The sequence below is a fragment of the Janthinobacterium sp. GW460-12-1-14-LB5 genome (assembly GCF_059423585.1).
This window is the reverse complement of record NZ_JBWKYD010000044.1, coordinates 1-26,335: the sequence shown is the minus strand read 5'-3', so window position 1 is coordinate 26,335 and position 26,335 is coordinate 1. Positions and strand designations below refer to the sequence as shown.

At 63.7% G+C, this 26,335-nt stretch carries 31 protein-coding genes; 15 read left to right on the top strand and 16 right to left on the bottom strand.

What is annotated here, in order from left to right:
• Both AC07X6_RS27945 and AC07X6_RS27940 read left to right on the top strand, forming a co-directional pair.
• A partial coding sequence (locus AC07X6_RS27945) for an EamA family transporter (protein WP_494793137.1) occupies nucleotides 1-834 on the top strand: 834 nt, incomplete at its 5' end.
• A 228-nt stretch (nucleotides 835-1,062) separates the two neighbouring features.
• Nucleotides 1,063-1,398 carry a c-type cytochrome gene (locus AC07X6_RS27940; RefSeq protein ID WP_494793136.1) on the top strand — a complete coding sequence of 112 codons (336 nt, stop codon included), beginning with the start codon at nucleotides 1,063-1,065 and terminating at the stop codon, nucleotides 1,396-1,398.
• A 112-nt stretch (nucleotides 1,399-1,510) separates the two neighbouring features.
• Here the strand turns inward: AC07X6_RS27940 and AC07X6_RS27935 are convergent, their stop codons facing one another.
• Nucleotides 1,511-1,861: a hypothetical protein gene (locus AC07X6_RS27935; protein ID WP_494793135.1), complete on the bottom strand. Its 351-nt coding sequence runs from the start codon at nucleotides 1,859-1,861 to the stop codon at nucleotides 1,511-1,513.
• 9 nt (nucleotides 1,862-1,870) lie between these two features.
• The gene (locus tag AC07X6_RS27930) at nucleotides 1,871-2,134 is read right to left on the bottom strand and encodes a DUF378 domain-containing protein (RefSeq protein ID WP_077404942.1); all 264 of its coding nucleotides are present in this window, start codon (nucleotides 2,132-2,134) and stop codon (nucleotides 1,871-1,873) included.
• Nucleotides 2,135-2,453: 319 nt separating this feature from the next.
• On the opposite strand from AC07X6_RS27930, the gene AC07X6_RS27925 reads away from it, so the two are divergent.
• Nucleotides 2,454-3,842, top strand: coding sequence for a methyl-accepting chemotaxis protein (locus tag AC07X6_RS27925; protein ID WP_494793134.1), 1,389 nt, complete (start codon nucleotides 2,454-2,456; stop codon nucleotides 3,840-3,842).
• Between the two features lie 21 nt (nucleotides 3,843-3,863).
• On the opposite strand, the gene AC07X6_RS27920 is transcribed toward AC07X6_RS27925, so the two are convergent.
• Genes AC07X6_RS27920 through AC07X6_RS27910 form a run of 3 tightly spaced genes read right to left on the bottom strand, consistent with a single transcriptional unit; the run spans nucleotide 3,864 to nucleotide 5,921 of the window.
• Nucleotides 3,864-4,388 (bottom strand): GNAT family N-acetyltransferase, encoded by a 525-nt coding sequence (locus tag AC07X6_RS27920; protein WP_494793133.1) that lies wholly within the window; start codon nucleotides 4,386-4,388, stop codon nucleotides 3,864-3,866.
• Between the two features lie 7 nt (nucleotides 4,389-4,395).
• Complete coding sequence (locus AC07X6_RS27915; RefSeq protein ID WP_494793132.1) at nucleotides 4,396-4,968, bottom strand: helix-turn-helix domain-containing protein; 573 nt, start codon at nucleotides 4,966-4,968, stop codon at nucleotides 4,396-4,398.
• Nucleotides 4,969-5,018: 50 nt separating this feature from the next.
• Nucleotides 5,019-5,921 (bottom strand): LysR family transcriptional regulator, encoded by a 903-nt coding sequence (locus AC07X6_RS27910; protein ID WP_494793131.1) that lies wholly within the window; start codon nucleotides 5,919-5,921, stop codon nucleotides 5,019-5,021.
• A 105-nt stretch (nucleotides 5,922-6,026) separates the two neighbouring features.
• Between AC07X6_RS27910 and AC07X6_RS27905 the strand changes: the two genes are divergently transcribed.
• Both AC07X6_RS27905 and AC07X6_RS27900 read left to right on the top strand, forming a co-directional pair.
• Nucleotides 6,027-7,109 (top strand): YeiH family protein, encoded by a 1,083-nt coding sequence (locus tag AC07X6_RS27905; protein ID WP_494793130.1) that lies wholly within the window; start codon nucleotides 6,027-6,029, stop codon nucleotides 7,107-7,109.
• Between the two features lie 107 nt (nucleotides 7,110-7,216).
• Nucleotides 7,217-7,858 (top strand): LysE family translocator, encoded by a 642-nt coding sequence (locus tag AC07X6_RS27900; RefSeq protein WP_230537535.1) that lies wholly within the window; start codon nucleotides 7,217-7,219, stop codon nucleotides 7,856-7,858.
• On the opposite strand, the gene AC07X6_RS27895 is transcribed toward AC07X6_RS27900, so the two are convergent.
• Nucleotides 7,859-8,626, bottom strand: a complete 768-nt coding sequence (locus tag AC07X6_RS27895; RefSeq protein ID WP_494793129.1) for an alpha/beta fold hydrolase — start codon at nucleotides 8,624-8,626, stop codon at nucleotides 7,859-7,861. It abuts the gene before it with no gap.
• Between the two features lie 85 nt (nucleotides 8,627-8,711).
• On the opposite strand from AC07X6_RS27895, the gene AC07X6_RS27890 reads away from it, so the two are divergent.
• Both AC07X6_RS27890 and AC07X6_RS27885 read left to right on the top strand, forming a co-directional pair.
• Nucleotides 8,712-9,479 (top strand): AraC family transcriptional regulator, encoded by a 768-nt coding sequence (locus AC07X6_RS27890; RefSeq protein WP_494793128.1) that lies wholly within the window; start codon nucleotides 8,712-8,714, stop codon nucleotides 9,477-9,479.
• A 198-nt stretch (nucleotides 9,480-9,677) separates the two neighbouring features.
• Nucleotides 9,678-12,152: a UvrD-helicase domain-containing protein gene (locus AC07X6_RS27885; protein WP_494793127.1), complete on the top strand. Its 2,475-nt coding sequence runs from the start codon at nucleotides 9,678-9,680 to the stop codon at nucleotides 12,150-12,152.
• A gap of 25 nt (nucleotides 12,153-12,177) precedes the next feature.
• Here the strand turns inward: AC07X6_RS27885 and AC07X6_RS27880 are convergent, their stop codons facing one another.
• The 10 genes from AC07X6_RS27880 to AC07X6_RS27835 form a co-directional block, all read right to left on the bottom strand.
• Entirely contained in the window at nucleotides 12,178-12,822 is a 645-nt protein-coding gene (locus AC07X6_RS27880; RefSeq protein ID WP_494793126.1) for a CatA-like O-acetyltransferase, read from the bottom strand.
• A 37-nt stretch (nucleotides 12,823-12,859) separates the two neighbouring features.
• Complete coding sequence (locus AC07X6_RS27875) at nucleotides 12,860-13,060, bottom strand: DUF6714 family protein (protein ID WP_494793125.1); 201 nt, start codon at nucleotides 13,058-13,060, stop codon at nucleotides 12,860-12,862.
• A gap of 17 nt (nucleotides 13,061-13,077) precedes the next feature.
• Nucleotides 13,078-13,404, bottom strand: a complete 327-nt coding sequence (locus tag AC07X6_RS27870) for a hypothetical protein (protein ID WP_494793124.1) — start codon at nucleotides 13,402-13,404, stop codon at nucleotides 13,078-13,080.
• Nucleotides 13,405-13,485: 81 nt separating this feature from the next.
• On the bottom strand, nucleotides 13,486-14,220 hold the full coding sequence (locus tag AC07X6_RS27865) for a hypothetical protein (protein ID WP_494793123.1): 735 nt from the start codon (nucleotides 14,218-14,220) through the stop codon (nucleotides 13,486-13,488).
• Nucleotides 14,221-14,497: 277 nt separating this feature from the next.
• Nucleotides 14,498-14,893: a DUF5071 domain-containing protein gene (locus tag AC07X6_RS27860; protein WP_494793122.1), complete on the bottom strand. Its 396-nt coding sequence runs from the start codon at nucleotides 14,891-14,893 to the stop codon at nucleotides 14,498-14,500.
• Nucleotides 14,894-14,906: 13 nt separating this feature from the next.
• On the bottom strand, nucleotides 14,907-16,127 hold the full coding sequence (locus AC07X6_RS27855; RefSeq protein ID WP_494793121.1) for an MFS transporter: 1,221 nt from the start codon (nucleotides 16,125-16,127) through the stop codon (nucleotides 14,907-14,909).
• A 134-nt stretch (nucleotides 16,128-16,261) separates the two neighbouring features.
• Nucleotides 16,262-16,549 carry a pentapeptide MXKDX repeat protein gene (locus AC07X6_RS27850; RefSeq protein WP_494793120.1) on the bottom strand — a complete coding sequence of 96 codons (288 nt, stop codon included), beginning with the start codon at nucleotides 16,547-16,549 and terminating at the stop codon, nucleotides 16,262-16,264.
• 191 nt (nucleotides 16,550-16,740) lie between these two features.
• Complete coding sequence (locus tag AC07X6_RS27845; RefSeq protein ID WP_494793119.1) at nucleotides 16,741-17,517, bottom strand: molybdopterin-dependent oxidoreductase; 777 nt, start codon at nucleotides 17,515-17,517, stop codon at nucleotides 16,741-16,743.
• Nucleotides 17,518-17,521: 4 nt separating this feature from the next.
• On the bottom strand, nucleotides 17,522-18,118 hold the full coding sequence (locus AC07X6_RS27840; RefSeq protein WP_494793118.1) for a cytochrome b/b6 domain-containing protein: 597 nt from the start codon (nucleotides 18,116-18,118) through the stop codon (nucleotides 17,522-17,524).
• Nucleotides 18,118-18,924, bottom strand: a complete 807-nt coding sequence (locus AC07X6_RS27835) for a DUF1223 domain-containing protein (RefSeq protein ID WP_494793117.1) — start codon at nucleotides 18,922-18,924, stop codon at nucleotides 18,118-18,120. The genes AC07X6_RS27840 and AC07X6_RS27835 overlap by 1 nt, the downstream gene beginning before the upstream one ends.
• A 130-nt stretch (nucleotides 18,925-19,054) precedes the next feature.
• Between AC07X6_RS27835 and AC07X6_RS27830 the strand changes: the two genes are divergently transcribed.
• The 8 genes from AC07X6_RS27830 (at nucleotide 19,055) to AC07X6_RS27795 (ending at nucleotide 26,219) form a co-directional block, all read left to right on the top strand.
• Nucleotides 19,055-19,639: a sigma-70 family RNA polymerase sigma factor gene (locus AC07X6_RS27830; protein WP_494793116.1), complete on the top strand. Its 585-nt coding sequence runs from the start codon at nucleotides 19,055-19,057 to the stop codon at nucleotides 19,637-19,639.
• Entirely contained in the window at nucleotides 19,636-20,283 is a 648-nt protein-coding gene (locus AC07X6_RS27825) for an NrsF family protein (RefSeq protein ID WP_494793115.1), read from the top strand. The genes AC07X6_RS27830 and AC07X6_RS27825 overlap by 4 nt, the downstream gene beginning before the upstream one ends.
• Nucleotides 20,284-20,402: 119 nt before the next feature.
• The gene (locus AC07X6_RS27820) at nucleotides 20,403-21,899 is read left to right on the top strand and encodes a DUF4331 domain-containing protein (protein ID WP_494793114.1); all 1,497 of its coding nucleotides are present in this window, start codon (nucleotides 20,403-20,405) and stop codon (nucleotides 21,897-21,899) included.
• Nucleotides 21,900-21,917: 18 nt separating this feature from the next.
• A complete protein-coding gene (locus AC07X6_RS27815; RefSeq protein ID WP_230537518.1) occupies nucleotides 21,918-22,178 on the top strand; it encodes a hypothetical protein in 261 nt (86 codons plus the stop codon).
• A gap of 65 nt (nucleotides 22,179-22,243) precedes the next feature.
• On the top strand, nucleotides 22,244-23,455 hold the full coding sequence (locus tag AC07X6_RS27810) for a tetratricopeptide repeat protein (protein ID WP_494793113.1): 1,212 nt from the start codon (nucleotides 22,244-22,246) through the stop codon (nucleotides 23,453-23,455).
• Nucleotides 23,452-24,585, top strand: a complete 1,134-nt coding sequence (locus AC07X6_RS27805) for a HupE/UreJ family protein (protein ID WP_494793112.1) — start codon at nucleotides 23,452-23,454, stop codon at nucleotides 24,583-24,585. The genes AC07X6_RS27810 and AC07X6_RS27805 overlap by 4 nt, the downstream gene beginning before the upstream one ends.
• 129 nt (nucleotides 24,586-24,714) lie before the next feature.
• Nucleotides 24,715-25,224 (top strand): sigma-70 family RNA polymerase sigma factor, encoded by a 510-nt coding sequence (locus tag AC07X6_RS27800; RefSeq protein WP_494793111.1) that lies wholly within the window; start codon nucleotides 24,715-24,717, stop codon nucleotides 25,222-25,224.
• On the top strand, nucleotides 25,221-26,219 hold the full coding sequence (locus AC07X6_RS27795) for a FecR domain-containing protein (protein WP_494793110.1): 999 nt from the start codon (nucleotides 25,221-25,223) through the stop codon (nucleotides 26,217-26,219). The genes AC07X6_RS27800 and AC07X6_RS27795 overlap by 4 nt, the downstream gene beginning before the upstream one ends.
• The last annotated feature ends 116 nt before the right edge of the window (nucleotides 26,220-26,335 follow it).

Sequence of the window (26,335 nt, the reverse complement as noted above, 5' to 3'; positions counted from 1 at the left end):
CTTCCTTCCCTGGCCGTATTGGGAGGGCAGATTTCCGTCAATCTGGGGGCGGCGATAGCGAAAAACCTGTTTCCCGTCATCGGGGTCGAGGGGATTACGGCGTACCGGGTGGGGTTTTCGGCGCTGATACTACTGGCCATCTTCCGGCCGTGGCGCTACCGGCTGACGCGCAAGGATGTGCTGAATTTGCTGGTGTACGGTTCCGTGCTGGGGCTGATGAATTTGCTGATTTACCGGGCGTTTGCGCTGATACCGATTGGCATCGCGGTGGCCATCGAGGTGACGGGGCCGCTGGCCGTGGCCATGCTGTCGTCGCGCCGGCCCCGCGATTTATTCGCCGTCGCTTGCGCCGTGTTTGGCTTATATTTGCTGCTGCCCCTGCAAGGCAGTCCAGGCAGCCTGGACCCCGTGGGCGTGGCGTATGCGCTGGGGGCGGCGCTGTGCTGGGCCCTGTACATCATCTTCGGCAAGCGCGCCTCGACCTTGCAGGGCGGGCAAGCCGTGGCCTGGGGCATGACGGTGGCGGCCATGGTGACGGTGCCCATCGGCATCACGTATTCGGGCACGGCCTTGCTGGCGCCGTCGATTGCCTTGATGGGCCTGGCCATTGCCATGCTGTCCAGCGCCCTGCCGTACTCTCTGGAAATCTTTGCCCTGCGCCGCTTGCCGCAAGGCGTGTTCGGCATGTTCAGCAGCGCCGCGCCCGCCGTCAGCGCGCTGGCCGCCATGGCCGTGCTGGGAGAACTGCTGAGCCTGACCCAGTGGCTGGCCATCGCCTGCATCGTGTTCGCGTCGGCCATGGCAGCGCTCGGCGCACAGGGCGGCAAGCGCTAGCGGTATCGAGCCTGTCCCACTGTGCTGACTGCGCCGCGCCCGCGCTTGGCCGCCTGGCATGGTTGCATCACATGGTTGCATCACTGACGGGCAGGTTTGGATGCCCGCCTGTAAAATGCGTCATTGCTTGCGATATTGCACACTTCCGCCTCACCGATGACATCCACATTTCTTTTTCGCTGGTTCTCCCCTCTTGCCGCTGCAGCCCTGCTGCTAGCGCCCGCCGCCATGGTAAATGCAGCAGCTCCCGCCGCCTTGAAAGGCAATGCCGAAGCGGGCAAGGCCGCGTTTCGCAAGTGCGCCTCCTGTCACCAGGTGGGGCCTTCGGCGCGCGGCGGCTTCGGCCCCAAGCTGACGGGCGTGATCGGCCGCAAGGCCGGCACCACCACCGACTATAAATACTCGGCGGCCATGAAAAACGCGAATATCGTGTGGACCGAGCAAAACCTGACCGGCTTCCTGAAAGCACCGAGCGATTTCATTCCTGGCAACAACATGCGCTTCTGGGGCATCGGCAACGCCCAGCAAGTGGCCGACCTGCTGGCCTACCTGCGCACGCAGTAAGCGCATGCAATAACGTCGGCCCGCAAACTGGCAGTGCGCCAGCCTGCTGGCAGGCATACAGGCACATGTAGGCGTAAGCACAGGCACACGGCATCAAGTCCATGAAGCCAGATCAAGCTCCCAGCGCCTGCAGCACGCCCTTGCGCTTCTTGTGCGCCGCCTCATAGTCGCGCAGGCGCCGTAACTGGGCGGCGGAAAGACCGCCCAGCTTGTCGCGGATCTGCGCCACCGTCAAATGCTGGTAGCCGGCAATGGGCAGGTCTGACGCTGGCGCATCCAAGGCTGGACTGCTGGTATTTTCCCGCTCGTGCGCCGTCCGGGTTTCCCCCGCCTGCGCCCTTTGCTTGTTCACGATGCGGGCCGCAACCTCGTCCTCGCGGCCGGGATAGCGACCCTCCTGCCTGAACTCCTTTTCCAGCTTCCTGAATTCGCGCTCGCGCTTGGGACTGGCACCGACAGGCATTTGCTTCCCCTAGGGCTTGGCCGGCAGCTTGCGCACGCACAGATAGATGGAATACAGCGCCGCCAGTCCCACCAGCACGTACACGCCGCGCGACGCCGTCGACATGGCGCCGAGGATGCGGGCCACGATATCGATATCAAACAATCCCACCAGCGCCCAGTTCAAGCCGCCCACGATCAGCAGGATCATCGAGATCCAGTCGACCACGTTCAGGCGCTTGGCCGACATTTCCTGTTTTGCCGCACCGTCCGATCCTGCCTGGATATTCGCCATCTCAACCTCCCTTGGAAAAGAAGAATGACCCGCCGCCGGGTCCGTGCAAGGAACAGTGTAGACGCGGCACCGGCACGCGCCAGTCGGACGATGCCGGGTATGGGAGTAGGAGGACTCTGTAATAAGACCGGTGATTTTATCTGGCAACAAACCATGCTGCTGTTGCTAAACAGGCAGTGACTAATTCCAATATGGAAATATTTATAGATTACTTAGTACCGCACTGCTACACTCATTTCACCCCAGCAACTTCAGGGGCAAGCGCCGCGCCCTGCCGCCGCAGGGGACACGGCCACCACGGGACAACAGCTGAGGGGACATGAATATTTCAAACATACGCATCGGTGTACGCCTGACCACAGGCTTTTTGCTCACGTCGCTTTTACTGGCCGTGGTCGTCGGCATCAGCACCTGGCAGTTGTCGACGGTGAGCGGGGAAATCGACAGCAGCGTGAACCAGCGCTATGCCCGCATCGCCCAATTGCAAGCCACGCGCAACAGCACGCAAGCGCCATCCGCCTTGCGCGAGCTCGATCAGCAGATCGCCACGCAGTCGGCCCTGATGCGCTCGACGGCCGAGGCGGCCATGGCCCGCGCCCACGATACGAGCATGCTGATCATCGCGCTGGGCCTGGTCGGCGGCGTGCTGAGCCTGGCGACGGCCTGGTTCATCAGCAGCGGCATCGTGCGCCCCTTGCGGCACGCCGTCAAGGTTGCGCGCAAGGTGGCGGGCGGCGACTTGAGCGAGCATATCCGCGTCGATTCCAGCGATGAAGTGGGGCAATTACTGCAAGCGCTGAAAGACATGAATGCGAGTTTGATCAATATCGTGGGCGAGGTGCGCGGCGGCACGCACGAGATCGCGGGCGCCTCGGGCGAGATTGCGGCCGGCAACCTGGACCTGTCGCAGCGCTCGCAGGCGCAAGCCAGCTCACTGGAGCGCACGGCCGCCTCGATGGAAACGCTGACGGGCACCGTCAAGCAAAATGCCGATAACGCACGGCAAGCCAATCAGCTGGCGCAATCGGCCGCCGACGTGGCCGGCAAAGGGGGCACGGTGGTGGCGCAAGTCATCGATACCATGAGCTCGATCAATGCGTCGTCGAAAAAGATCGTTGACATCATCGGCGTCATCGACGCCATCGCCTTCCAGACAAATATCCTGGCCCTGAACGCAGCCGTGGAAGCGGCACGGGCGGGCGAACAGGGGCGCGGTTTTGCCGTCGTGGCCGCGGAAGTGCGCACCCTGGCGCAACGCTCGGCCGGTGCGGCGCGGGAAATCAAGCAATTGATCGGCGACTCCGTCGAGCGGGTCGACGCTGGCGCGCGCCTGGTCGATACGGCAGGCGCCACCATGCGCGACATCGTGGCCAGCGTACACCGCGTCACGGACATCATGGGCGAAATCAGCATGGCCAGCGGCGAGCAATTGTCCGGCATCGAACAAGTCAATGCCGCCATCGTGCAGATGGAACAAGTGACGCAGCAAAACGCGGCCCTGGTGGAACAGGCATCGACGGCGGCAGCGAGCATGCAGCAGCGCGCCACCCTGCTGTCGGGCACGGTGGGCATCTTCAAGCTGAGCCGTGACCAGCTTCCCGCCCAGGCGGCGCACGGCATCAGTCTGGTGGCCGTTCAGGCGACCCAGGCGGCCACCGCGCCTGCAAACCGGCCTGCCGCAAGCGTTAGAGCGCGGCTGAAAGCCTGAGTTCCCCGCCTGAGTTCCCCGCTATAGCTGCTTGTACATGATGGTGGTGGCGTCCAGCCGGCCGCCGGCCGGCGCCAGCGCGTAGCCGGGGATGCTGCCCGCCACCACGTAACCGAGCGACAGATACAGCGGCTCCGCATGGTCGCCACTGCGCGTATCCAGGGTCAGCAGGCTGCGCGGCAAGCGGCGCGCCTGTTGTTCCAGCGCCCCCATCAGTTGGCGGGCGATGCCGTGGCGGCGGTAAGCGGGCGCGACCAGCAGCTTGCGCACTTCGGCCCGGTGCGCCTGGTTGGGATTGGTATCCCAGTCCAGCTGCACGGCGCCCGCCACCTTCCCTTCCACCTCGGCCACCAGCAACAGGCGCACGCCGCGCGTGACGGCCGGCAACACGTTATCCGTCCAGAACGCCTGGCTGGCCGTCTTGTCGAAGGGCAAGATAAAACCGATGCTGGCGCCGTCGTGCACGCACGCCTGCAGCAAGGCGCCCAGTTCCGGCAAGCGTTCGAGAATATCGGCGGATGAAAAATGGCGCAGCGATGCGGGCATGGCGACCTCAGACGAGAAAGAGAAAATAGCGGGCGCCGGTGCCGGCTGGCGTCGTAAATGCGCTGGCGCCATGCAACTGGTAGCGCAGGCAATCGCCGGGCATCAAATCGTGGGAGCGGCCATCGACCGTCACGTTGAGCATGCCCTCCTGCAGCAGCAGATGGTGTTCCATGCCGGGCCGGGGCGAGGCGGCATAGCTGATCGTCACGCCCGCACCGAGCTCGCATTCGAGCGCTTCGCCAGCCAGCGCGCGCGACGGCGGCGAGACGGAACGGCGGACAAAGCCGGTGTCCGGGTCCGTCCACACTGTTTGCTCAGCCCGTCGCAACAAAGGCGGGAAATCGTCCTCGACCATGCGCAGCAGGCGCGACATGGCCAGGCCATACGCGGCGCACAGCTTGCCCAGCACGGCTGTCGTGGGGCTGACTTCGCCATTTTCCAGGCGCGACAGGGTGGCGCGGCTGACCTGGCTGACGCTGGCCAGCTGATCCAGCGACCAGCCCCGCTCCACGCGCAACTGTTTTAAACGCGCCGCCAGCCGCTGTTCCGTATCGTTCTCTGTGAGTGCTGTATTTTCCATATATGGGAATTTATCCCTCATATGGAAAACAGTCAAGCTGTTTGAGTGTGTTACCCCGCCATGCGCGAGGCGTGGCGGCACAGTTCCAAAAATCCCGTCAAGCGGGGCGAAAGGATTTTCTTCGATTGGCGGATCAGGTAAAAATTGCGCTCCAGGGGCGGCAACATGGTGTCCAGTTCCACCAGTTGCCCGCTGGCCAGCAGATCGGCCACCACCACCCGCGACAGGCAGGCGATGCCGAGGCCGGCCGCCGCGCCATACTTGATCGCTTCCGAGTTGCTAAACTCGCCCGCGGCGCGCAGATAGTGCAGATACGGCACCAAGGCTTGCTCCACGGCTTCGCGCGTGCCCGAACCCGCCTCGCGCAGCAGCCAGCCCGCCTGGTTCAGCTCCGCAAAGCTGAGCAGATGCCGCACTTGCGCCAACGGGTGCGTGGGTGCGGCCACGATCAGCATCTGGTCCGTCAGCCACGGTTCGACCAGCAAGCCCGGCTCATGGCACGGTCCTTCGATCAGGCCGATATCGACACGGAACTCCGCCACGGCGGCAGCGATGTCGGCCGTGTTGGCAATCGTCACCTGCGGAATGCTGCGCCCATACTGCTGCGCCGCCTGGGCCAGGATCTGCGGCAATAAATAAATGCCGATCGTCGTGCTGGCGCCGATCTGCAGGCTGACGGGCACGGACGGGTCGGCGCCCGCAAACTGGCGCTCGATGCTGGCGGCCCCGTCGCGCATCTGCCGCGCCTGCGGCAGCAGCAGACGGCCATTGTCGTTGAGCAGCAATCGCTTGCCGACCCGGTCGAACAGTTGCGCGCCCAACAAGGTTTCCAGCTCGTTCAGGGCGGCGCTGGTGGCCGATTGCGACAGCGCAATCTGCTCGCCAGCCGCGCTGGTACTGCCCGTGTCCGCCACTGCCAGGAAAATCTGCAGTTGCCGTAACGTTAGCGCCATCTCATATACTCACTTAATAGGTTAAACATACAAAAACAATCCGTTTTACCATTTAATCGACGAACTGTACAGTCATGCCATACGCATAAAAACATGGAGTACGGCATGTCTTCCCTCTCTACAAGCAACACAACAAGTTTCAGCGACCGCTATGGCCGCCTCCTGCCGGGCCTGCTGCTGAGCGGCGTGATCGCCTGGGGCGCCATTGCGCTGGGCAAGCTGGAATGGATGCAAAGCCACGGCATGAGCGCCCTGACCCTGGCCATCATGCTGGGCATCGTGCTGGGCAACAGCGTGTATGGCAGCCTGGCACCCGCCTGCGGCGCGGGCGTGGCCTTTTCCAAGCAGACATTATTGCGACTCGGCATCATCCTCTACGGCTTTCGCTTGACCTTCCAGGATATCGGGCAAGTGGGCCTGGCCGGCATCGCCATCGATGCGCTGGTGCTGGCGTCCACGTTCGGCCTGGCCATGTTTCTCGGCACCAGGGTGTTCAAGCTGGAACGCAACAGCGCCATTCTGATCGGCGCGGGCAGCTCGATCTGCGGCGCGGCGGCCGTGATGGCGACGGAACCCGTCGTCAAGGGGCGCAGCGAAGATGTCACCGTGGCCGTCTCCACCGTCGTGGTGTTCGGCACCATCGCCATCTTTTTGTACCCCGCGCTGTACCAGCTGAACCTGGGCTGGCAGGTGCTGGGCGCCACGCCCACGGTGTTTGGCGTGTACATCGGTTCGACCGTGCATGAGGTGGCGCAAGTCGTGGCGGCCGGCAAGTCGATCGGGCAAGAGGCGGCGAATGCGGCCGTGATCGCCAAGATGGTGCGCGTGATGATGCTGGCCCCGTTCCTCGTCATCCTGTCGGCGGTGCTGGCGCGCGGCAAGGCCCAAGGTGGTAACGGCGGCCACGACAAGGCGGCCAAGCTGGCGATTCCCTGGTTCGCCTTCATTTTTATTGCCGTGGTGGCCTTCAATTCGCTGGGCTGGCTGTCGGCCCCGGTGGTAGCCGCCATCACCGACATCGATACGGTTCTGCTGGCCATGGCCATGGCGGCCCTGGGCTTGACGACGCATATGTCGGCCATCCGCCGCGCCGGCATCAAGCCCCTGCTGCTGGCCGGCCTGCTGTTCTGCTGGCTCATCGCCGGCGGCGCCGCCATCAACCACGTGGTCGCCAGCCTGCTTGCCTGAAGCCGGGCCTGATTCAGGCGGGGGCCGCTGACGCGGGAGCCGAAAACTTCGTACAATACAGGTGTTTTGACTCCCCAATCCGGCTTCGGCCCCACCCAGGAACACCCATGCACCTCTCGAACTGGCTGCTTTTCTGCAGCGTCGCCCTGCTCGTCACGTTTTCTCCCGGCCCGGCCGTCTTGCTGGCCATCTCGAATGCCATCGCCGTCGGCCCGCGCCGCGCGATGATCAGCAGCATGGGCAATGGTTTTGGCTTGTTCATCATTTCCGGTGTGGCCATGGCCGGCATGGGTGTCGTGCTGGCAACCTCGGCCACGGCCTTCATGCTGCTGAAACTGGCTGGCGCCCTGTATCTGGTGTTCCTGGGCATCAAGCAATGGCGCAGCAAGGCCAGCATCGTGGCGGAAGCCCCCGTGGTGCAAGGGGCGGCGAATCCAAATTCTTTCTGGAAACTCTTCCGCCAGGGCTTGACGGTGGCGCTGACCAATCCCAAGGCCATCCTGTTCTTTTCGGCCCTGTTCCCGCAATTCATCACGCCGGGCGAACCAGTGGCCATCCAGTTCACCGTGCTGACGACCTCGTTTGTCGCCTGCGCCATGCTGGCCCACTTGTTCTACGCCAACCTGGCGCGCCTGCTGAAAACCCAGCTGGCCACGCCGGGCCGCGCCAGGCTGTTCAACCGTATCTGCGGCGGCGCCTTCGTGCTGCTGGGCCTGAGCCTGCTGCGCCTGCGCGCCAAGACCGCGTAACTAGTCGTTTTCCGCCAGGAACGCCTCGATGCTGGCCGCCAGGGCCAGCGGCGTTTCATTCATCGGATAGTGTCCCGCATTGCCCAGCACTTCAAGCCGGGCTTGCGTATACCACGCCAGATACGTGCGGCGCATCAAGTCCGCATCAAAACGGGAATCGTGTTCGCCCACCAGCGCCAGCAAGGGCAGGTTCGGCGCCGCGCCGATCACTTCGCCGCTGAAATCCGTATCGCTCCACGCGAGAAAATAGGCGGCGAACGCGGCCGGATCCGAACTTTCCCACGAATATTGCGCCTTCCAGTCCAGCCAGGCGGCCGGCAAACGCCCGCCCGTGCTGCGGTCGATGATGGCGCGCCGCGCCTGCTGGTTGCCGCTGGCATCGAGAAACAGCGCGCGCGCCGGCGCATCCATGGCCACGCCGCAACTGGGCACGGGCGCCACGGCCACCAGTTTGCGCAAGCGCAAGGGCGCCAGCAAGGCCAGCCGTTCCAGCGCCATGCCGCCCATGGAGTGACCGACCACGCTGAAGGTGGCAAAGCCCAGCGCATCGGCCAAGGCCAGCGCGTCGCAGGCGACTTCATCCATCGAATACTCGCCCGCCGCGCCGCGCATGCCGCCATAGCCTCGATTGTCCATGAAAACGTAGCTGAAGGCGCCGCCGTCGAGGGCCGCTTCCATCGGAGCGAACGCGTGCGCGTCGCCAAACCAGCCGTGCAGGACGATGACGGCGTGGGGACCATGGCCCACGCGATGATAGCTATTGTGCATGTTCACTCCTGAAAAAGAGTGGATCGTAAGGGGAAACAGGACGGCCCGCCTTCGATAACAGGTCAAATACTGTAGAGTGCGGGCCATGGATGATTTTTATATGGAAGTGCCGCGAACACTGATCGCCACCGCGCTCGACTATGCCCCCGGCGAACAGTTCCCCAGCCACAGCCATGCGCGCGGGCAATTCGCCTATGCGGCGCGCGGCGTCATCAGCGTGCATACGCCGCAAGGCAACTGGCTCGTGCCGCCGCAACGGGCTTGCTGGGTGCCGGCCGGACTCGTCCACGGCATGCGCATGCATGGCGCCGTGACCATGCACAATGTGTTTATCGCCCCGGACGCCATCGCCAGGATGGGCTTGCCACCGGATTGCCAGGTGCTCGATGCCACGCCGCTGCTGCGCCAGTTGCTGGCCGAAGCGGTGACGGTGGAGGCCTTGTATGTGGAACAATCGCGCGCCGGACGATTGATGGCCTTGCTGCTCGACGAGGTCGCCGCCATGGCCCCCCTGCCCCTGAGCGCGCCCGTGCCCCAGGACGCCAGGCTGGCGCAGCTGTGCATGGAATTGTTGCGGCAACCTAGCCTGGACAGCAGCCTGGACGCGATGGCGGCGCAGGCAGGCATGAGCCGGCGCACCTTTACGCGGCAATTCCGCGCCCAGACGGGGCTGGCCTTTGCCCAATGGCGCCAGCAAGCATGCCTGCTGGCCGCCATCACGCGGCTGGCCGAGGGGCAAGCCGTCACCCGGGTCGCGCTCGATCTCGGCTATGCCAGCCCCAGCGCCTTCACGGCCGCCTTCCGCCGCGTGCTGGGCCGGGCGCCCAGCGACTACCTGGGCTGGACGGCATGAAGACCACGACCGCACGCAGAAAATTTCTGCATAGCTGAGCTGAACTCGCTGTCCCGGAGAGGGACTAAGCAACATGGTAAGCAAGAAAGCTTCCATTGCTGCATCAACAAATCATGAAAATAGACACATATATTTCTGAAAAGTAATATTTGTGGGCTTTTATCCTATGCTCCCGGCATATTCCCACCAGCGCCCAGCATGAACATACTCAATGAAATACTGGAATCCCTGGGCCTGATGACTATCGGGCATCACAGCACCTTATTAACACAGGAGCAGAGAAGCATTGAACGCGTCCATGGCACAGCTTTGGCCGAAGGCAAGGCCGTGGCATATCAGAATGGCTTTGAAGCAGGACGAGCGCATGAAGCTGACGTGCAAGCGGCAACGCTGGCGGCAGAGAAAGAACGCCAGGCGGAATGCCAACGCCAGGCCGAGGAGGCGCGCAAGAACTGGCTGGTGAGTGGCATGCCCCTCGGATTTACACCGTGTATCAGCGGTGAATTCAAGACGGCGGTGACTGCGCGCTTCCCCCATCCACCCACAGCAGACCAGTGGAAGATGATCCTGGCTGATGACCCCGCCACCTACGTCATTGCCGGTGCTGGCTCGGGCAAATCCACATCGCTGGTCTTGCGCGTGATCGCGCTCAACCTTTACCTGGGCATAGACCGCAACCAGCTCTCCGTGTTCACCTTCACCAAGGCGTCTCGCTTCGATTTCATCGAAAAGCTACAGGCGAGCTTGTCAAAATGGCACGTCCAATTATCGGAACAGGAGGCAAAGCGCATGGTGCGCACCTTTCATTCCATGGTGCTGACGATGGCACGCGAAAGCATGCCGGTACGCCCCAAAGTGCTTGAGTTGCTGGATCGGGAGAAAAAGGGCGAAGTCGACGCACTCGACGTTGAAAACATGCTGGAGCTGACAGAATCGGACGACCTGCAAGACGAGAGCGACAATGAGGATGCCTTCCCGGCTATGCTGAGCGAGGAGCCGGACGACACGCCAACGCTGGACGACTTGCTCGGCATCGCCTACGAGCGGGCCTTCAATCAAGATCAAGTTTTTTACGCTATGGCGATCCAGCTTTACAAACTCAGCCTGACCCAGGCTCGCCAGGCGACCGATGCCAAGACGCACAGCAACATCAAGTGGATCAACGATATCGATCAGAGGATGACAGCCGCCCTTGAACACGCCTGGCGCCACGATATCGCCCCCGGCATCTGGCCGCTGGACGGTATCGATGCCGGCCTCGCCGCCATCGACGTGTCGCCGCAGGCGAACAAACCCTTCTGGGTGAATGGCTACGTGCCGCAAATCGGCGCCCACATTATTCTGGGCGGAGCCGAATTTTATGCCAAAGCAAGCTCCAACAGCATTCCGTCGGCCACCGCGATCTACACCAAACGCAAGGTGCTGGCGGGTATCAGCGACAAGCCCTTGCTTTGGATTGATACGCTTGAGCAATTACAGGAGCTGAGAATCCAGCTGGGCTGGCTGGCCGCCCATGCGGAAAAGCGCGCCGGCAAACTCACGTTCAAGATGATCGCACCAGGTGACTTCAAGAAAAAGCCGATCACCAAATGTTTTCATGGCATGGCGCAGTTTGTGGAAAATCTGGGCTTGCCGGTAGCTGCTACGCTCTCCAGCGCCATCGCCAGCCCGCAAAACAAGCTTGGCGGCGATGCCGTGTTCATGCAGGCCACGGCGCGTTTCTGGCCCTATTTCGAAGCCGTGCTGAAGGAGCGCGGCATCTGCACATTCAATCAGCTCTTTGCGCACTATTCCGAAGATCATCCAGAAAATTTTGCTGCGGTGCCACTGCACGTGCTCGGCACCATGCGGCATCTGATGGTGGATGAGTTCCAAGATGTATCACCACAGATCGTCAAATGGATTAGAGGTTGCCAACGAGAACTAGTCAGGCGTGACATGGCGGGCTCCCTCACCTGCGTCGGTGACGACTGGCAATCCATATATGGCTGGCGTGGCAGTTCGCCGGACTTTTTCGTCCAGTTCAAACAGCACTTCCCTGCGGCCAAGCATGGCAAAGTCATCTTGAAGGAGAATTTCCGCAGCAGCGACTATCTGATCCGCTGTGCCGAGTCGGTGCTGGTCGGCGTGCCTGGCATGGAACCGAAAACCTGCGTGGCCGAGGGTAAATGGGCCGATGCCAACCTTCCGGTACAGATTCATGGCGTGAAAGGCGAGCTGCCACTTGAGGCAATCCGACTTTATATCGGCATGGAAGTTGCGCGCACCGAAGCCTGCGAGGAGCGCCCCATGCTCGTATTATCACGCGAGAAAAGACATCTCGAAAAGCTCAAAAGGGTATCACGCCGCGATTGGGGCAAGGCAGTCAAGTTCATGACCTTCCATGGCGCCAAGGGATTGGAAGCACAATCCATCGTACTGCTCGGCGATTGCCATTACACGGGTTCCACGCCATCGAAAAATTTCTTGTACCAAAAAGCAGGCCTGGGCAGCTATGACGATGCGCAGCGAGCGGAAGCGCGCCGACTCGCCTATGTCGGCATCACGCGGGCCATGGAAAAGTGCCGTTGGTTCGCCGTCAGGAAAGACAATGGCGCGATCGCCAGCCTGCCGGCTTCCGGTCCCTATGTCACGTTCGCCACTATCGATGCCAAGCCGCCGAACACAGCCTGAACGTATCGAAGGACAGGCCGCAACGCTAGGCTGCAATGATGGCGTCGATGCGCCGCGCCAGCGCCTGCGCCAGCTTCTGCACGTGGTAGCCGTCGACGAAGCCGTGGTGGGCCTGCGCGGAAAACGGCACCTGCATGCGGCCGTCGTCCTGCGCGGGACCGAACTTGCCCCAGGTAAATGTCGGAATGTCGGCATCGCGGTGGCGGCAGATCGGGTGTTCGATGGCCCGCATGTCCAGCCACGGCAGGCAGGTGATGTAGATATTGTCGCGCCGTTCGCGCTCGCTCAACTCCTCGCCCGTGTTGATCAGCGCGGGGCTGGCTTCGGCAAGGCGCTTGGCCTCCAGGCTGCGCGCGATGAATACATCGAGCTGGTCTGTCATGCTAAAACGCGTGTAATTGAGATTGTCGTCGCCGTTGATGACGGTGTAGGATGCGGGAAAGTTGTCTATCCGGATCACCTCATCCCGGTAGATGCGGTACATGAAATTGTCAATGTCCTTGACCGTGTTCAGGAGGCAAAACAGGAAGAAGTGGAACACGGGCATCTGCTGCGACTTGCACCAGGGCCGGAAATCCGGCACGTCGAGCATGAAGTTGATATTGACGAGGGGATTCTCGAACGCCCGGAACAAATCGTAGCGGTCGCGCCGCTTTGCAAAATTTTTCATGCGGCGAGTGTAGACGATGAGAGTGCTGGCGGGCAAGTCATGCGGCATCCGCTTGCCAGTACGTTGCCAGGCTTTCATGGGCGGCATAGGCATGCATGCCGTCGTCCAGCTGTGCCACGAACGCCAGAAAGCGCACGATGGCGGCCCTTTGATCCCCATCAAGCGCGGCGTATTGCGCAAGCGCATAGGCGCGCCGCGCCAGGTTCTTTTCAGGCGGACAGAGCGACGACACGGTCATGCCCGCATCGTCTCCTGTTATTCGTCACTGCGACTTGACGGCCTGGCGCGCAGATCCAGAAAAACATGCCCCAGGATTTTTCTGCCGTGGATATCGACGATAACAGTCAGATAAGTATCATCGCGGGGAACGGGAATGCCGATATGTTGAAACTTTCCATCCGACGACTCATAAATATGCGCGACCTGCCAATTCCAATCCGCGGCATCGCCAAAATCATTCCCGATGAGCAGATCGGCATATGCCCAAAGATCGACGACTTCCCTGGCATTTTCAGTCACCTTCAGCATAGGCGCATGAAACGTTTTTTGGTATTCGTCATTCGACAGTAAATGTGTTTTCATTTTTTATCTGCATTTGGCCGCCGGCCGGGATAGCGCGGTCGCCAGCCTCCCCGTATCGGGAGGCATATTTGCGCCGGAATGTTACCAGGCCTGATTCATCTCGTCGTCCAGCATATTGGCGAACAGGTCGAAACTCAGAATACCCGTGCCGATGCATGAAAACACCGTGGCGCCCGCCGCATCCTTGATCGTCAGTTTCTCGGTCCAGTCATTCTGATTCATGCACTTCAGGCTGGCGCCAGGCCAGGTGACGCCGTCCACATGCAAGCCTTGCGCCGACAAGGCCAGTTCCTGTGTCTTGACATTCAGGAAATTGCCGAACAAGCGCTTCTTGTACACGTCGCCACTGCTGATATAGCGGAAAGTCACGCGTTCGCCGTCCGCCAGCTTTTGCTTCAAGACGGGCATGCGGTATTGCAGGTAACGGGAACGAAACGCGTCCATGAATTCGTCAAAGCGCTTGAGTTCCCCGGTAGCCCATATCCATGGCTGGTCGGCGCCCGTGCGGTAGGCAAGGTTATTGATCATGCCCGTCATGGCGGTGGAGCCGCCGGCAAACAGATACAGGTCCTCGATATCGGCAAAGGCAGCGTAGCTGCGAATACCGTCCAATTCATGCACCACACCGTCTTCATGCAATTCAAAACGGCTTTTCCGCCGCTTGAGCATCACCGCGCGCATGACCAGCACCAGCAATGCGAGCAGCAATAGAAAAGCCGCCGTGCCATAAAGAATAGTCAAATTACTGTGCGTACCCAGCTTGGCGCCATTGCGCAAGGTCATGGCCTGCGTATCAGTCAGTGTCTTCTGGGGCAAGGTTGTGCTCAGGTACAAGACAAAACCTGCCACTGCCGCCAGGATCGCTGCAAACACCGCAAACAGCATAGGCACCGTCTTGCCATGAGAATATACAGCGAGTGCTTTATTGGTTTGCGGGATACTAAAATTGCCCATGTAATCTTCCTGTTAAATGATAAGAGGGTTTCAAAACCCGGATGCCGACATATATTCGGGCCGGATTGTCTCCTATCTATTGCAGGAATGGCCACACGCACGCACATTCAATACTGATGTACTCCAATAATGACCCTGATTACTGGCCGACAGCAGTTATTATCTGGCATTGCAGAATGTCCCGGGCCGCCTCGGCCACGCCTTCTTCCAGCTCGGCAGCCGTTGGCGCGAGGGCGAAGCGCTGCAATTCCCCGTCCACGGCGGCAGCCAGTCCGGAGGAATGGCGCACGATGCCCAGCAGAACAATGTACTTCCACTGTTCATCGTCGCTGGCCAGCACCGTTCTGATATGGGGAGCCAGGCGCGGACCGATGCCGGCCAGAAAAGGCAGGAGGATGGCGGCCACGGGCCAGTTTGCGTCCTGCACCCACTCGAGGATCCGCGGCATGGCGGGACGCAGTTCTTCCCAGCGCAAGGCGGTCAGGGCTTGCGCGTTCCGCGTATCGTGTTTATCGCGCGGCAATGGCAGACTCATGCGAAGCGTCCCGTCATGTGGCGCCACCGTGCGCCAGGCCCCGCTGCACTTTCCACGCCAGCGGCAAGGTCAGCAGCAGTACCGCCGCCAGCACCGTCAGGGCCGTGGGCACGCTGGTATGGTCGCCCAGCGCGCCGAACAGCACGGGCGCCAGCGCCCCGCCGCCGATGGTGCCCGTGTAGAACAGGGCGAACGCATGCTCGCGCTGGCCCGGTTCGGCCAGTTCCGGCACGACGCCGTACAGCACGGACGAGGTGCCGTTCAGCGCCAGCCCCAGCAGGGGCAGCATGGCCATGACGCCGGCCAGCGGCAGCCACAGGGCCGCGACGATGAGCAGCGAAGTCATCGATTCCGTCAGCCACACGGTTTTCATCATGCCGATGCGCGCGCCCAGGTAGCCGCACAGCAACTTGCCGAAGGCGCCGCCCACGAACAGCAGCGATAAGGCCACGCCGATGCCGGCCGTGCCCGCGCCCTTGCTTTTCAGCAAGAATGGCAAGAAGGTGAGAAATCCCATGCGCACGGCGCTGTCCAGCGTGCCCGTGGCCAGCAGCGCGCGAAAACTCCCTTTCGAACCGCTGCCCGCGATGGTCTTGCCCGCCTTTTTCGTCCCCGCCTGCAGTTCGCCGGGTTTCGGCAGCAGCCACCACAGCAAGCCAGCGGCCGCCAGGCCAAGTAGCCCCAGCAGGGAAACGCCGGTCTGCCAGCTGCACACGAGCAGCAGCAAGCCCATCAGGGCGGGAATCAGGGTCTTGCCGATATCGCCGGCGAAATTGTATTGCGACAAGGCCTCCTTCACGCCGCCGCCCGCCTCGTGCGTGTCGGTGACGATGGACGAGGCCAGCGGATGCTGCGTGCTGGCGCCCAGGCCGCCCAGCAGCAAGGCGATCAGCAGCACGGCCAGGCCGCCCGCCTGCCCCGCGACCAGGTAGGCGGCGCCGGCCAGCGCCGTGCCGCCCACCAGCATGCGTTCGCGTCCCCAGCGCTTCGCCAGCCGGCTGGCCAGCAGCTGGAAACCGGCCATCATGCCCGAATACGAGCCGCGCAACAGCCCCACCATGGCGTAGCTGATGGCAAACTGCGCCTGCCAGATGGGCAGCAGCACATAGATCACGTCCGTCAAGCCGTCATGCACGGCATGCGCGCCGCAGGCAGCGAACAGCGAGCGGCGGCGGATCGATTTATCGGAGGAATGTGCTTCGGGGGACAGCGTGGCAACGGACGGTTCGGTCATGACTGTGCATGCGGGAAATCAGGAGGCATCCAGCTTACACCAATTAGCAACTTCGCATCCTGAGCCAGCATGGGTGAACGCTGGAAAACGCGCGCGGCCTGGCGCCATCGCGTTGACGGCGCCAGGCCCCTGCACTACTTGCCCATCGCATCCTTGGCCATGCCATCCTTTTTCATCTCATCCTTCTTCATGCCGTCTTTCGCCATGGCATCTTTTGCCATGCCATCCTTGGCCATGTGATCCTTCTTCATGTGTTTCTTCGCCATCGGCTTGTGCATGCCGTCCTTGCCCATCGCATCCTTGTGCATGGCGTCGGCCGAGGCGTCCTTGGCCATGGCGTCTTTCTTCATGGCATCCTGGGCAAACGCGGCGCCCGACAGGAGGATGGCGGAAGCGATGATGGCGGTGATGGTGGTTTTCATGATATGTCCTTGTCTCAGTGTTGGATGGGCGAGATTGCCCGGTGGTAAAACTATTGCTGTGCTACAGGGTGCTGCTTGCTGCCGAATAGAAGGGAGGCCGGGAGGTGGTCAGGGCCAGGCGCATTGCCGCAGGCAGTACGACTAGTACGACAAGGCAATGCAACGCCGCCCTGGCCGGCTCCCCGGCCTTCCTAGGAGCCGCCGAACCAGTTGTAGCCCTGATTCTCCCAATACCCTCCCGGGTAGGTATTCGTGACGAATATGGCCTGGATGTGCTTCGGGTTCTTGTAGCCCAGCTTGGTCGGCATGCGCAATTTCATCGGGTAGCCGTATTTCGGCGGCAATTCCTGGCCGTCGTACGTCAAGGCCATGATGGTTTGCGGATGCAGGGCCGTGGCCATGTCGATGCTCGTAAAATAATCGTCGGCACACTGGAAGCCGATGTATTTCGCCGTCGTGTCGGCGCCGACCCGCTTGAGGAAATGGGAAAACGGCACGCCGCCCCACTTGCCGATGGCGCTCCAGCCTTCCACGCAGATGTGGCGCGTGATCTGGGTTTCCTGCGACAAGGCGCGCAGCTGCGGCAGGGTCCACGGCTTCTTGTCGGCGATCAAGCCGCTCAATTCCAGGCGCCAGGCGTCGCCATCGACCTGTTCCACCTCATCCTCGCCGTAATAGGCGTTGAAGGGAAACGGCCGCGTGATCATGGAGTCCGGATACGTGGGCGCCAGTTTATTCGGATCGAACAGCCAGCCCTGTACCCGGTCGTTGAAGCGCGACACGGCCGTCAAGGCCGTCTCGATGCTGGATGGGTCGCTGGCGTTGCAACCCGTCAGCAAGGACAGGCCGCCCAGGGTCAGGCTGCGCTGCAAAAACAGGCGGCGCGACGGCTGTTTGATCTGGCGCAAGGCGTCGGCCAGCATGGCCTGGCCCTGCGCTTGCACGAGGATGGTTTTTTTCATGCTCATCTCCTTAGCGGCCGCGCAGCATGGCGACCAGGGTGCGCGGCACCAGCGCCACCATCAGCAGGTGCACGCACACAAAACCCGTCAGCAGCGCCATGGCGATGAAGTGGACCCTGCGCGCGCTCTCGTAGCCGCCCAGCAACTCGCGCAGCAGCGGGAATTGCACGGATTTCCACAGCACCAGGCCGGACAGCACCAGCACGATGCAATCAAACATCACGAACAGGTAGGCGGCGCGCTGCACCATGTTGTAGCGGCGCGGGTCCGCATGGGCCAGCTTGCCCTGCAGCGCGGCGCTGAAATCGGCCAGCAGCGCTCGCGGCGACAGGGGAAAGAACTGGCGCCGCAGCCGCCCCGAGACGATGTTAATCACCAGATACAGCAAGCCATTGCCCACCAGCAGCCACATGGCGGCGAAATGCCATTGCAGGGCGCCGCCCAGCCAGCCGCCCAGGGTCAGCGCGCGCGGCAGCTCGAACGGGAAGAATGGCGCCGCGTTGTAGATGCGCCAGCCGCTGGTGGCCAGCACCACCACGGCCACGGCGTTGAGCCAGTGCGTCAGGCGCAGCCAGGCGGGGTGGATCACATTCATTTGTCCGTTCATCACAGTGCTCCCTTCGCGCACGATGCCGTGCTGACGGCTTGCAGGATGGCGCTGCTGTCGGCCCGCTGCACGAAAGCGACGACTTGCAGGTTTTCCGGGCGCCAGCTGGCGGGCAAGTGCACTTCGCGGCGCAGCCGGGCGCGGCCTTGCGCCAGCGCAACCGGCCCCAGCCACAAACGCACGGCCGCATCGTGATGCAGGGTGGCGCCCCGGTTTTCGCCGCGCAGCACGGTCGAGACGATGGCGCTTTCGCTGATGGCCACATACAGCTGGCCGCCGGTGCGCGCGTCCGGCGCGCTGGCATTGGCTTCCAGCAATAATTTCCCGCCCGGCCCCGGCGTGGCGGACAGGCCGATGGCGACGGGCGCAGCGGTCGCGTTGATGCGGCCGATGGCGGCCGCCAGCTGCGTATCCCAGCCGCGCAATTCCGTGCCGCCCACGAAGAATTGCGGCGTGTAGGCCACGTGGCGCGGCTGGTGGCGCAGCAGTTCGGCCTGGCGCGCGTCGAATTGCGGCTGCGCCAGCGGGTCCGTCCAGCCGATCTGGTCCCAGTACGTGACGTGCAGGGCCAGCGGCACGATCAGGCTGGCCGCCCCCGCCTCCTTGCGCAAGGCGTTCAGGCGCCGGTCGGCGGGCGGACAGCTGGAGCAGCCTTCGCTGCTGTACAACTCCACCAGCGCCGCCGTCCGCGCACCGCTGTTGACTTCGCAGCGCTGGCCGGACGCCATCTGCGCGGCGGCCGGCCCTGCCACGCTCACGCCCAGAACGGGAAGTAGAAGTATTGCCAGGCAGTGCTTGATGTCCATGGTCTTTCACCGGTATATTGATATGAGAAACGTGCTTGCCTGTCAATTCGCCGCGCTGGACGGATTGGTTACAGCCGCCAGCAAATAATTCGATATTTATTTTTTTCAACGCCTGTCACCAAAGGCCAGCATGCAACGAATACCTGTCAGTAAGCAGTTGCATGGCGCGGAATTGCGGCTGCATGGCTTGTTGCTGCGCGGGCTCGATGGCGATGCGGCGGCGTATCGCAGTTTCTTGCAGGCAAGCAGCAGCCATTTGCGCGCGTTTTTCCGGCGCCGCCTGCAACGCTGGCCGGACGAGGTGGAAGACCTGGTGCAGGAATGTTTGTTAGCCATCCACAACCAGCGATTGACGTATGACACGGGCGTGCCGCTGACGTCGTGGATCCATGCGATCGCGCGCTACAAGATGATCGACTGGCTGCGCCGGCATGGGCGGCGCGAGGCGCAGCACCAGCCGTATGACGAAGAAGATAGCGCACAGGAACTGTTTTCCAGCGCCGATGCCGAGGCGGCCGAGGCCAGCCGCGACTTGGGCAAGCTGCTGGCCACCTTGCCGGCGCAGCAGCGCGACGCCATCGTGCATACCAAGCTCGACGGCTGGTCCGTGCGCGACACGGCCGCCGCCATGGACATTTCAGAAGCCAGCGTCAAGGTGGCCGTGCATCGCGGCTTGAAGGCACTGGCTGCAAACTTGAGGATAAGCGCACCATGAAAACCGATGACTTGATCGCCATGCTGGCCAGCGGCCCCGACGTGGCCGCCGCAGCGCCGCCCGGCACCCGCTGGCGCGCAGCAAGCACGCTGGGCGCCGGCCTGCTGGCCAGCGTGGCGCTGATGGACGTGCTGCTGGGTGTGCGGCCCAACCTGGAACAGCTGGCCCAGCTGCCAGACTTCTGGATCAAGGTGGGCTTTGTCGTGTGCCTGTGCCTGGCGGCCTGGCACGTCAGCCGCCGCCTGTGCCTGCCGGGCGCCGCCACCCGCGCCCTGCCCCTGCTGCTCGCCCTGCCCGTGCTGCTGATGTGGACCCTGGGCGCCATCATCGTGCAGGAAGCGCCGCCCGAGCAGCGCGCCGAGCTGTTCTGGGGCGCCACCTGGCGCAGCTGCCCCCTTCTGATCGCCATGCTCTCGCTGCCCATCCTGGCGGCCGTGCTGCGCCTGATGCGCCAGCTGGCGCCCACGCGCCTGCGTCTGGCGGGCGCCGCCGCCGGTTTTGCCGCGGGCGGCCTGGCCGCCCTCGTGTATTGCCTGCACTGCCCGGAACTGGCCGCCAGCTTCGTCGGCTTCTGGTACGTGCTGGGCATGCTGGTGCCGACCGCCATCGGCGCGGCCATCGGCCCGAAAGTGCTGGCCTGGTAAGCCAATGACATCCTTTTCGATGCAGTGAATCCGTTTTCTTCCCCCGTGCGTATAAGCCAGGCAGCCTGCAGTTTCTTGAACTTGCCTGTCAACGCAAACACAAAATCGGGAGAATCGAAATGTCTTTGTCACACTCGAAAACCGCACTGGGCGCCGCACTCCTGGGCAACCTTCTGGCCTTGGCCATCACGCCAGCCGCCCATGCTTCCAGCCACCGCGAAGCGCCGTTCATCACGCAAAATCCGAAAGTCGACGGCACCGACTTTTACATGTTCCGCAGCTATGAAACGGGCCGCGGCGCCTACACCACCTTGGTGGCCGACTACCTTCCCCTGCAAGACGCCTATGGCGGCCCGAATTATTTCACCATGGACCCCAACGCCTTGTACGAAATCCATATCGACAACAATGGCGACGGCAAGGAAGACCTCACCTTCCAGTTCCGCTTCACCAACACCATCAAGGATGACAAATTCACCGTCGGCGGCAAGAAAGTCTCGATTCCGCTCGTCATCAACGGCGGCGCCATCGATTCCGTCAACCCGCCGGGCCTGAACGTGCGCGAAACCTACACCGTGACAGTGGTGCGGGGCGACCGCCGCAACGGCACGCGCAGCAGCGTCACCAATGCCAGCGGCGGCGGCAGCGTGTTCGACAAGCCCGTCGACAATATCGGCAACAAGTCCATCCCCAACTATGCCGCGTATGCCGCGCAGCACGTCTACACGGTCAACATCCCCGGCTGCGCCGCGCCGGCGCGCCTGTTCGTCGGCCAGCGCAAGGACCCGTTCGTGGTCAACCTGGGCGAAACGTTTGACTTGATTAACATCAAGGCGCCCGCCACGGAATTTGCCGCGAATGCGGAGTCCGCTGCCAGGGACGACCTGGCGCGCAAGAACGTCACGGCCCTCGAAATGGAAGTGCCGACCGCCTGCCTGACGGCCGGCAACGACCCCGTCATCGGCGGCTGGACCACGGCCAGCCTGCGCCAGGGACGCTTGCTGAACCCGGCACCCGGCGCCATTCCGGCATCGAAGGAAGGCGGCGCGTGGGTGCAAGTGTCGCGCTTGGGCATGCCGCTGGTAAATGAAGTGGTGATCGGCCTGAAGGACAAGGACCGCTTCAACGCCAGCAAGCCGTCGGGCGATGCGCAATTTGCCGACTACGTGAAAAATCCCACCGTGCCGGCCCTGGTGGAAGTGCTGTTCGGCTCGGCAGGCGCCAAGGCGCCCACCAACTTCCCCCGCAACGACCTCGTGGCCGCCTTCTTGACGGGCATCAAGGGCGTGAACCAGCCCGCGACGGTCGTCGCCTCTGAAATGCTGCGCCTGAACACCTCGATCGCGCCCACTGCCCCGGGATCGCAAAAACGCCTGGGCGTGATCGATGGCGACAGCGCGGGCTTCCCGAACGGCCGCCGCCCCGGCGACGACGTGGTCGACGTGGTGCTGCGCGTGGCCATGGGCAAGCTGTGCACCCTGAACATCGGCTGCGCTCCGGCCGACGCGCCCGCCGGCGGCCTGCACTTCACGGACGGCGCCTTCCTCGATGAAACCTACTTCACGGCAGGCTTCCCCTACCTGAAAAACCCCATCGCCGGTTCGCCGCAGATGTAAGCCAACGAGGAGAATGCGATGAAAAAGCTCCATGCACTCGGCGCCCTGGCGCTCACGGCCCTGCTGGCAGGCTGCGGTGGCGGCGGCAGCAGCCACGGCGGCGATAACGGCGGTGATAACGGCAGCGGCGGCACCACGCCGCCGCCCGTGACCATGCTCGACGCCTTCTATACAGCCGTCAGCAACGTCATCGCGAACACCGGCGATGACAAGGAAGGCGTCGCCACCGACGCCATCATGGCGACGTCGCCGGAAGACACGGAAGCGGTGCCGCTGTAGCCCCTGCGGGCGCCGGGGAGTCCGCTCGCCGGCGCCCGCATCAATGACTGTTGATGGCCTCCACCATGAAAACACCGATTTCCCTGCTGTGCGCCTGCCTGCCCCTGCTGGCCTGGGCCGCGCCCTACACGCCGAAAGACGGCGGCGCCGTCATCGAACAATTGCCGCGCCGCGCCGACGCCACGCAGAACGAGCTGCGCGGCCTGCGCCAGCAATTGAATGCCGCCCCGCAAGACCTGGTGCTGGCAACCGGCCTGGCGCAGCGCTACATTGCCCTGGCGCGCAGCGAAACGGACCCGCGCTACCTGGGCTACGCGCAAGCGGCGCTGGCGCCCTGGTGGCGGCAGGCGGCGCCTCCCGTTCCCGTGCGCCTGCTGCGCGCCACCATCTTGCAAAGTACCCACCATTTCGGTCTCGCCCTGCAAGATCTCGACGCCGTCATCGGGCAGCAGCCGCACAACGCCCAGGCCTGGCTGACGCGCGCCACCGTGCTCACGGTGCAGGGCGACTACCCACAGGCGACAGCGGCCTGCGCCCGCCTGTCGGCCTTGACAACGCAACTGGTCACCGTCACCTGTATTGCCAATATCGCCAGCGTCACGGGCCGGGCCGCCGGCAGCGAGCGCTTGCTGGACCTGACCCTGCAGCGCAGCGCCGGCGCGGCGCCCGAGCTGGAAAGCTGGGCCGCCACCCTGCTGGCGGAAATGGCCACGCGGCGCGGAGAGTCAGCGCTGGCCGAAGCCCGCTACAAGGCGGCGCTGGCGCGCCAGCCGCGCGACAGCTACCTGCTGGGCGCCTACGCCGACTTCCTGCTCGACCGGCAGCGTCCGCAGGAAGTCGCCAGGTTATTGCAAGACCAGCAACGCATCGATGCCCTGCTGCTGCGCTACGCGCTGGCCCTGCAATCGCTGCCCGGCCGCCAAGCGGCGTACCAGGCGGCGAAGGCGGAGCTGTCGGCCCGCTTCACGGCCGCCATGCAGCGGGGCGATACCGTGCACCAGCGCGAGCAAGCCCGTTTTGCCCTGTTTCTGCAACAGGATGTGCCGTCCGCCCTGCGGCTGGCGCAGCAGAACTGGGCCATCCAGAAGGAGGTGCCCGACATGCGCATCGTGCTCGAAGCGGCCCTGGCCGCGCGCGACTATGCGGCGGCCCGGCCCGTGCTGGCGTGGGTGGCGGCCAACGGCGTGGAAGACGTGGCCCTGCAGCGGCTTGCCAGGCAACTGGGCCCACAGGATGGGCAAAAAGTCAGTGTTATCAAGAAAGCAGGTGTACTGTGAGGTGTGCTGTAAAGCGATGCCTGTTCCTCCTGCTCCTGTGCGCCTGGCTGGCCCCCGCGCAAGCCCACAAGCCCAGCGACAGCTATCTGAGCCTGGCCGTGCACGGCCAGCGGGTCGAGGGGCAATGGGATATCGCCCTGCGCGACCTCGATTTCGCCATCGGCCTCGATGGCAATGGCGACGGCGCGCTGACCTGGGATGAAATCCGCGCCCGCCACGCGGCGATTGCCGCCTACGCGCTGCAGCGCCTGCAGCTGGCCAGCGGCCAGGGCGCCTGCCCCTTGCAAGCCGTCGAACAGCTGATCGACCGCCATACGGACGGCGCCTACAACGTGCTGCGTTTCCAGGCCACTTGCCCGGGCGGCGCCGCGCCGGCCAGTGTGACCATCGGCTACACGCTGTTCGCCGACCTCGACCCGCAGCACAAGGGGCTGCTGAAGATCGATAGCGGCGGCACGACGCAAACGGCCATCTTCGACCCGGACCGCCCGCGCCAGACGATTTCCCTGGCCGCGCCCGACCGCCTGGCGCAGTTCGGTGCGTATGTGAAACACGGCATCTGGCATATCTGGATCGGCTACGACCATATCCTGTTTTTGCTGTCGCTGCTGCTGCCGGCCGTGCTGCTGCCGGGCTTGCGCGAACAGCGGCACGGCCTGAATGCGGCGTTTATCGACGTGCTGAAAGTCGTCACGGCGTTCACGCTGGCCCATTCCATCACCCTGAGCCTGGCCAGCCTGTCCGTGGTGTCGCTGCCGTCGCGCTGGGTGGAGTCGGCGATTGCCGCTTCCGTCATTCTGGCGGCGCTGAACAACCTGCTGCCCCTGTTCCGCGGCAAGCGCCCCGTGGCCGCGTTCGCCTTCGGCCTGATCCACGGTTTCGGCTTTGCCAGCGTGCTGCGCGACCTGGGCTTGCCGCAGGGCTCGCTGCTGGCCAGCCTGCTGGGCTTCAACGTGGGCGTGGAAATCGGCCAGCTGGCCATCGTCGCCGCGTTTCTGCCCCTCGCCTGGCTGCTGCGCAAGACCTGGCTGTACCGGCAAGTGCTGACCATTGGTTCGCTGGCGATTGCCGTGGTGGCGTGCGTGTGGCTGGTGGAGCGGGTGGCCGATATCAAGCTGATTTCGGCCTGATGCCGGCTCGCTGGCGTTGCTGGCCCGCCACTGCCGGGCCACAAGTCGCGGCAATCGGGCTACAATACGAACAATTCTCAATCGCATCAAGGCCTGTCTGTCCTGTGGACCGTGGCATGGAAAGGTTGCATGCTACGCCCCGAACTGGAACTGCACCGGCAAATCGAAGTCCTCTACAGCGACCACCATGGCTGGCTGCAGGGCTGGCTGCGCCGCAAGCTGGGCAACGCCTTCGATGCGGCCGACCTGGCGCACGACACGTATCTGCGCATCCTCGCGCGGGGCCGCGCGCCCGAATCCGGCGAATCGCGCCAGCATCTGGCGCAGATCGCCAACGGCCTGGTGGTGGACCTGTTCCGCCGCCGGCATATCGAAGCCGCCTATGCGGACTCCATCGCCGCGCAGCCGGAAGCGACCGTCCCCACGCCGGAAATGCGCGCGCTGATCGTCGAAGCGCTGCTGGAAATCGACGCCATCCTGGCCAGCCTGCCCACGAAAGTGCGCGACGCCTTCCTGCTGTGCAAGCTCGAAGACATGGCCTACGCCGACATCGCCGCGCGCCTGGGCGTGTCCGTCTCGTCCGTAGAAAAATACATCGCCCGCGCCCTGCTGGCCTGCTGCGCGGCGCAATGCGCATGAGCCAGCAATTGGACGGCGCGCCCATCGCCCCCGCCGCGCTGCAACGCGCCGCCGAGTGGATGGCGCGGCTGTGGGCGGAAGATGCCAGCGCGGCCGATGCCGCAGCCTGCGCCGCCTGGCGCGCCGCCCACCCCGAGCACGAGCGGGCCTGGGCCAGGCTGCAGCGCTTCTCCCGGCAATTCGACGCCCTGCCCCGCGAGGTGGCGCGCGGCGCGCTGGCGCCGGTTCAGCCCCGTACCACCGGCCGCCGGCGCGCCTTGCAGCTATTGGGTCTGATCGCGGCGGGCGGCGGCACGGCGCTGCTGGCGCACGAAGCGGGCCTGTGGCAAAGCACGGGCATGAGCATGGGCAGCGATTACCGCACTGCCGTGGGCGAGACGCGCGCCATCGTGCTGGCCGACGGCACGCAGGTGGTGCTCGACACGGCCAGCGCCATCGACGTGCGCTACGGCGCCGGCGAGCGGCGCATCGTGCTGCGCGCCGGCGCCATCCTCGTCACCAGCGCGCACGAACACGCGGCAGACTACCGCCCGTTGCTGGTGGCAACGCCGCAGGGCACGGCCACGGCGCTCGGCACGCGCTTCTCCGTGCGCCTCGGCGATGGCGTCAGCCAGGTCGCCGTCTTCCAGGGCGCCGTGGCCCTGCAGCCTGCCCGCGCCGGGGCAAAATCCCTGCATCTGCAGACGGGCCAGCGCGCCGGCTACACGCGCCTGGCCGTGCAAGAGGTAGCGAGCGTGGAAGACAGCGCCGCCGCCTGGGCACACGGCAGCCTGGTGGCCGAGCGCATGCGCCTCGATGACTTGCTGGCGGAGCTGGGGCGCTACCGCCACGGCGTGCTGCGCTGCGACGAGTCCATCGCCGGCCTGCGCGTGACGGGCGTATATTCGCTGCGCGACACGGACCGCTCGCTGGCCAACCTGGCCCTGAGCCTGCCCGTGCAATTGCGCTACCGCACGCGCTACTGGGTCAGCATGGGCCCGCGCCAGGCTTCCTGAACAAGACATGCAAAATAAATGAAAAAACGTTGAGGGTTTTGGCTTTTCGTTCGGAATACGGGAAGAACGAATTTTTTCCCGCCACTTTCCAAGGATTTGCACCATGCCCCCTCGCC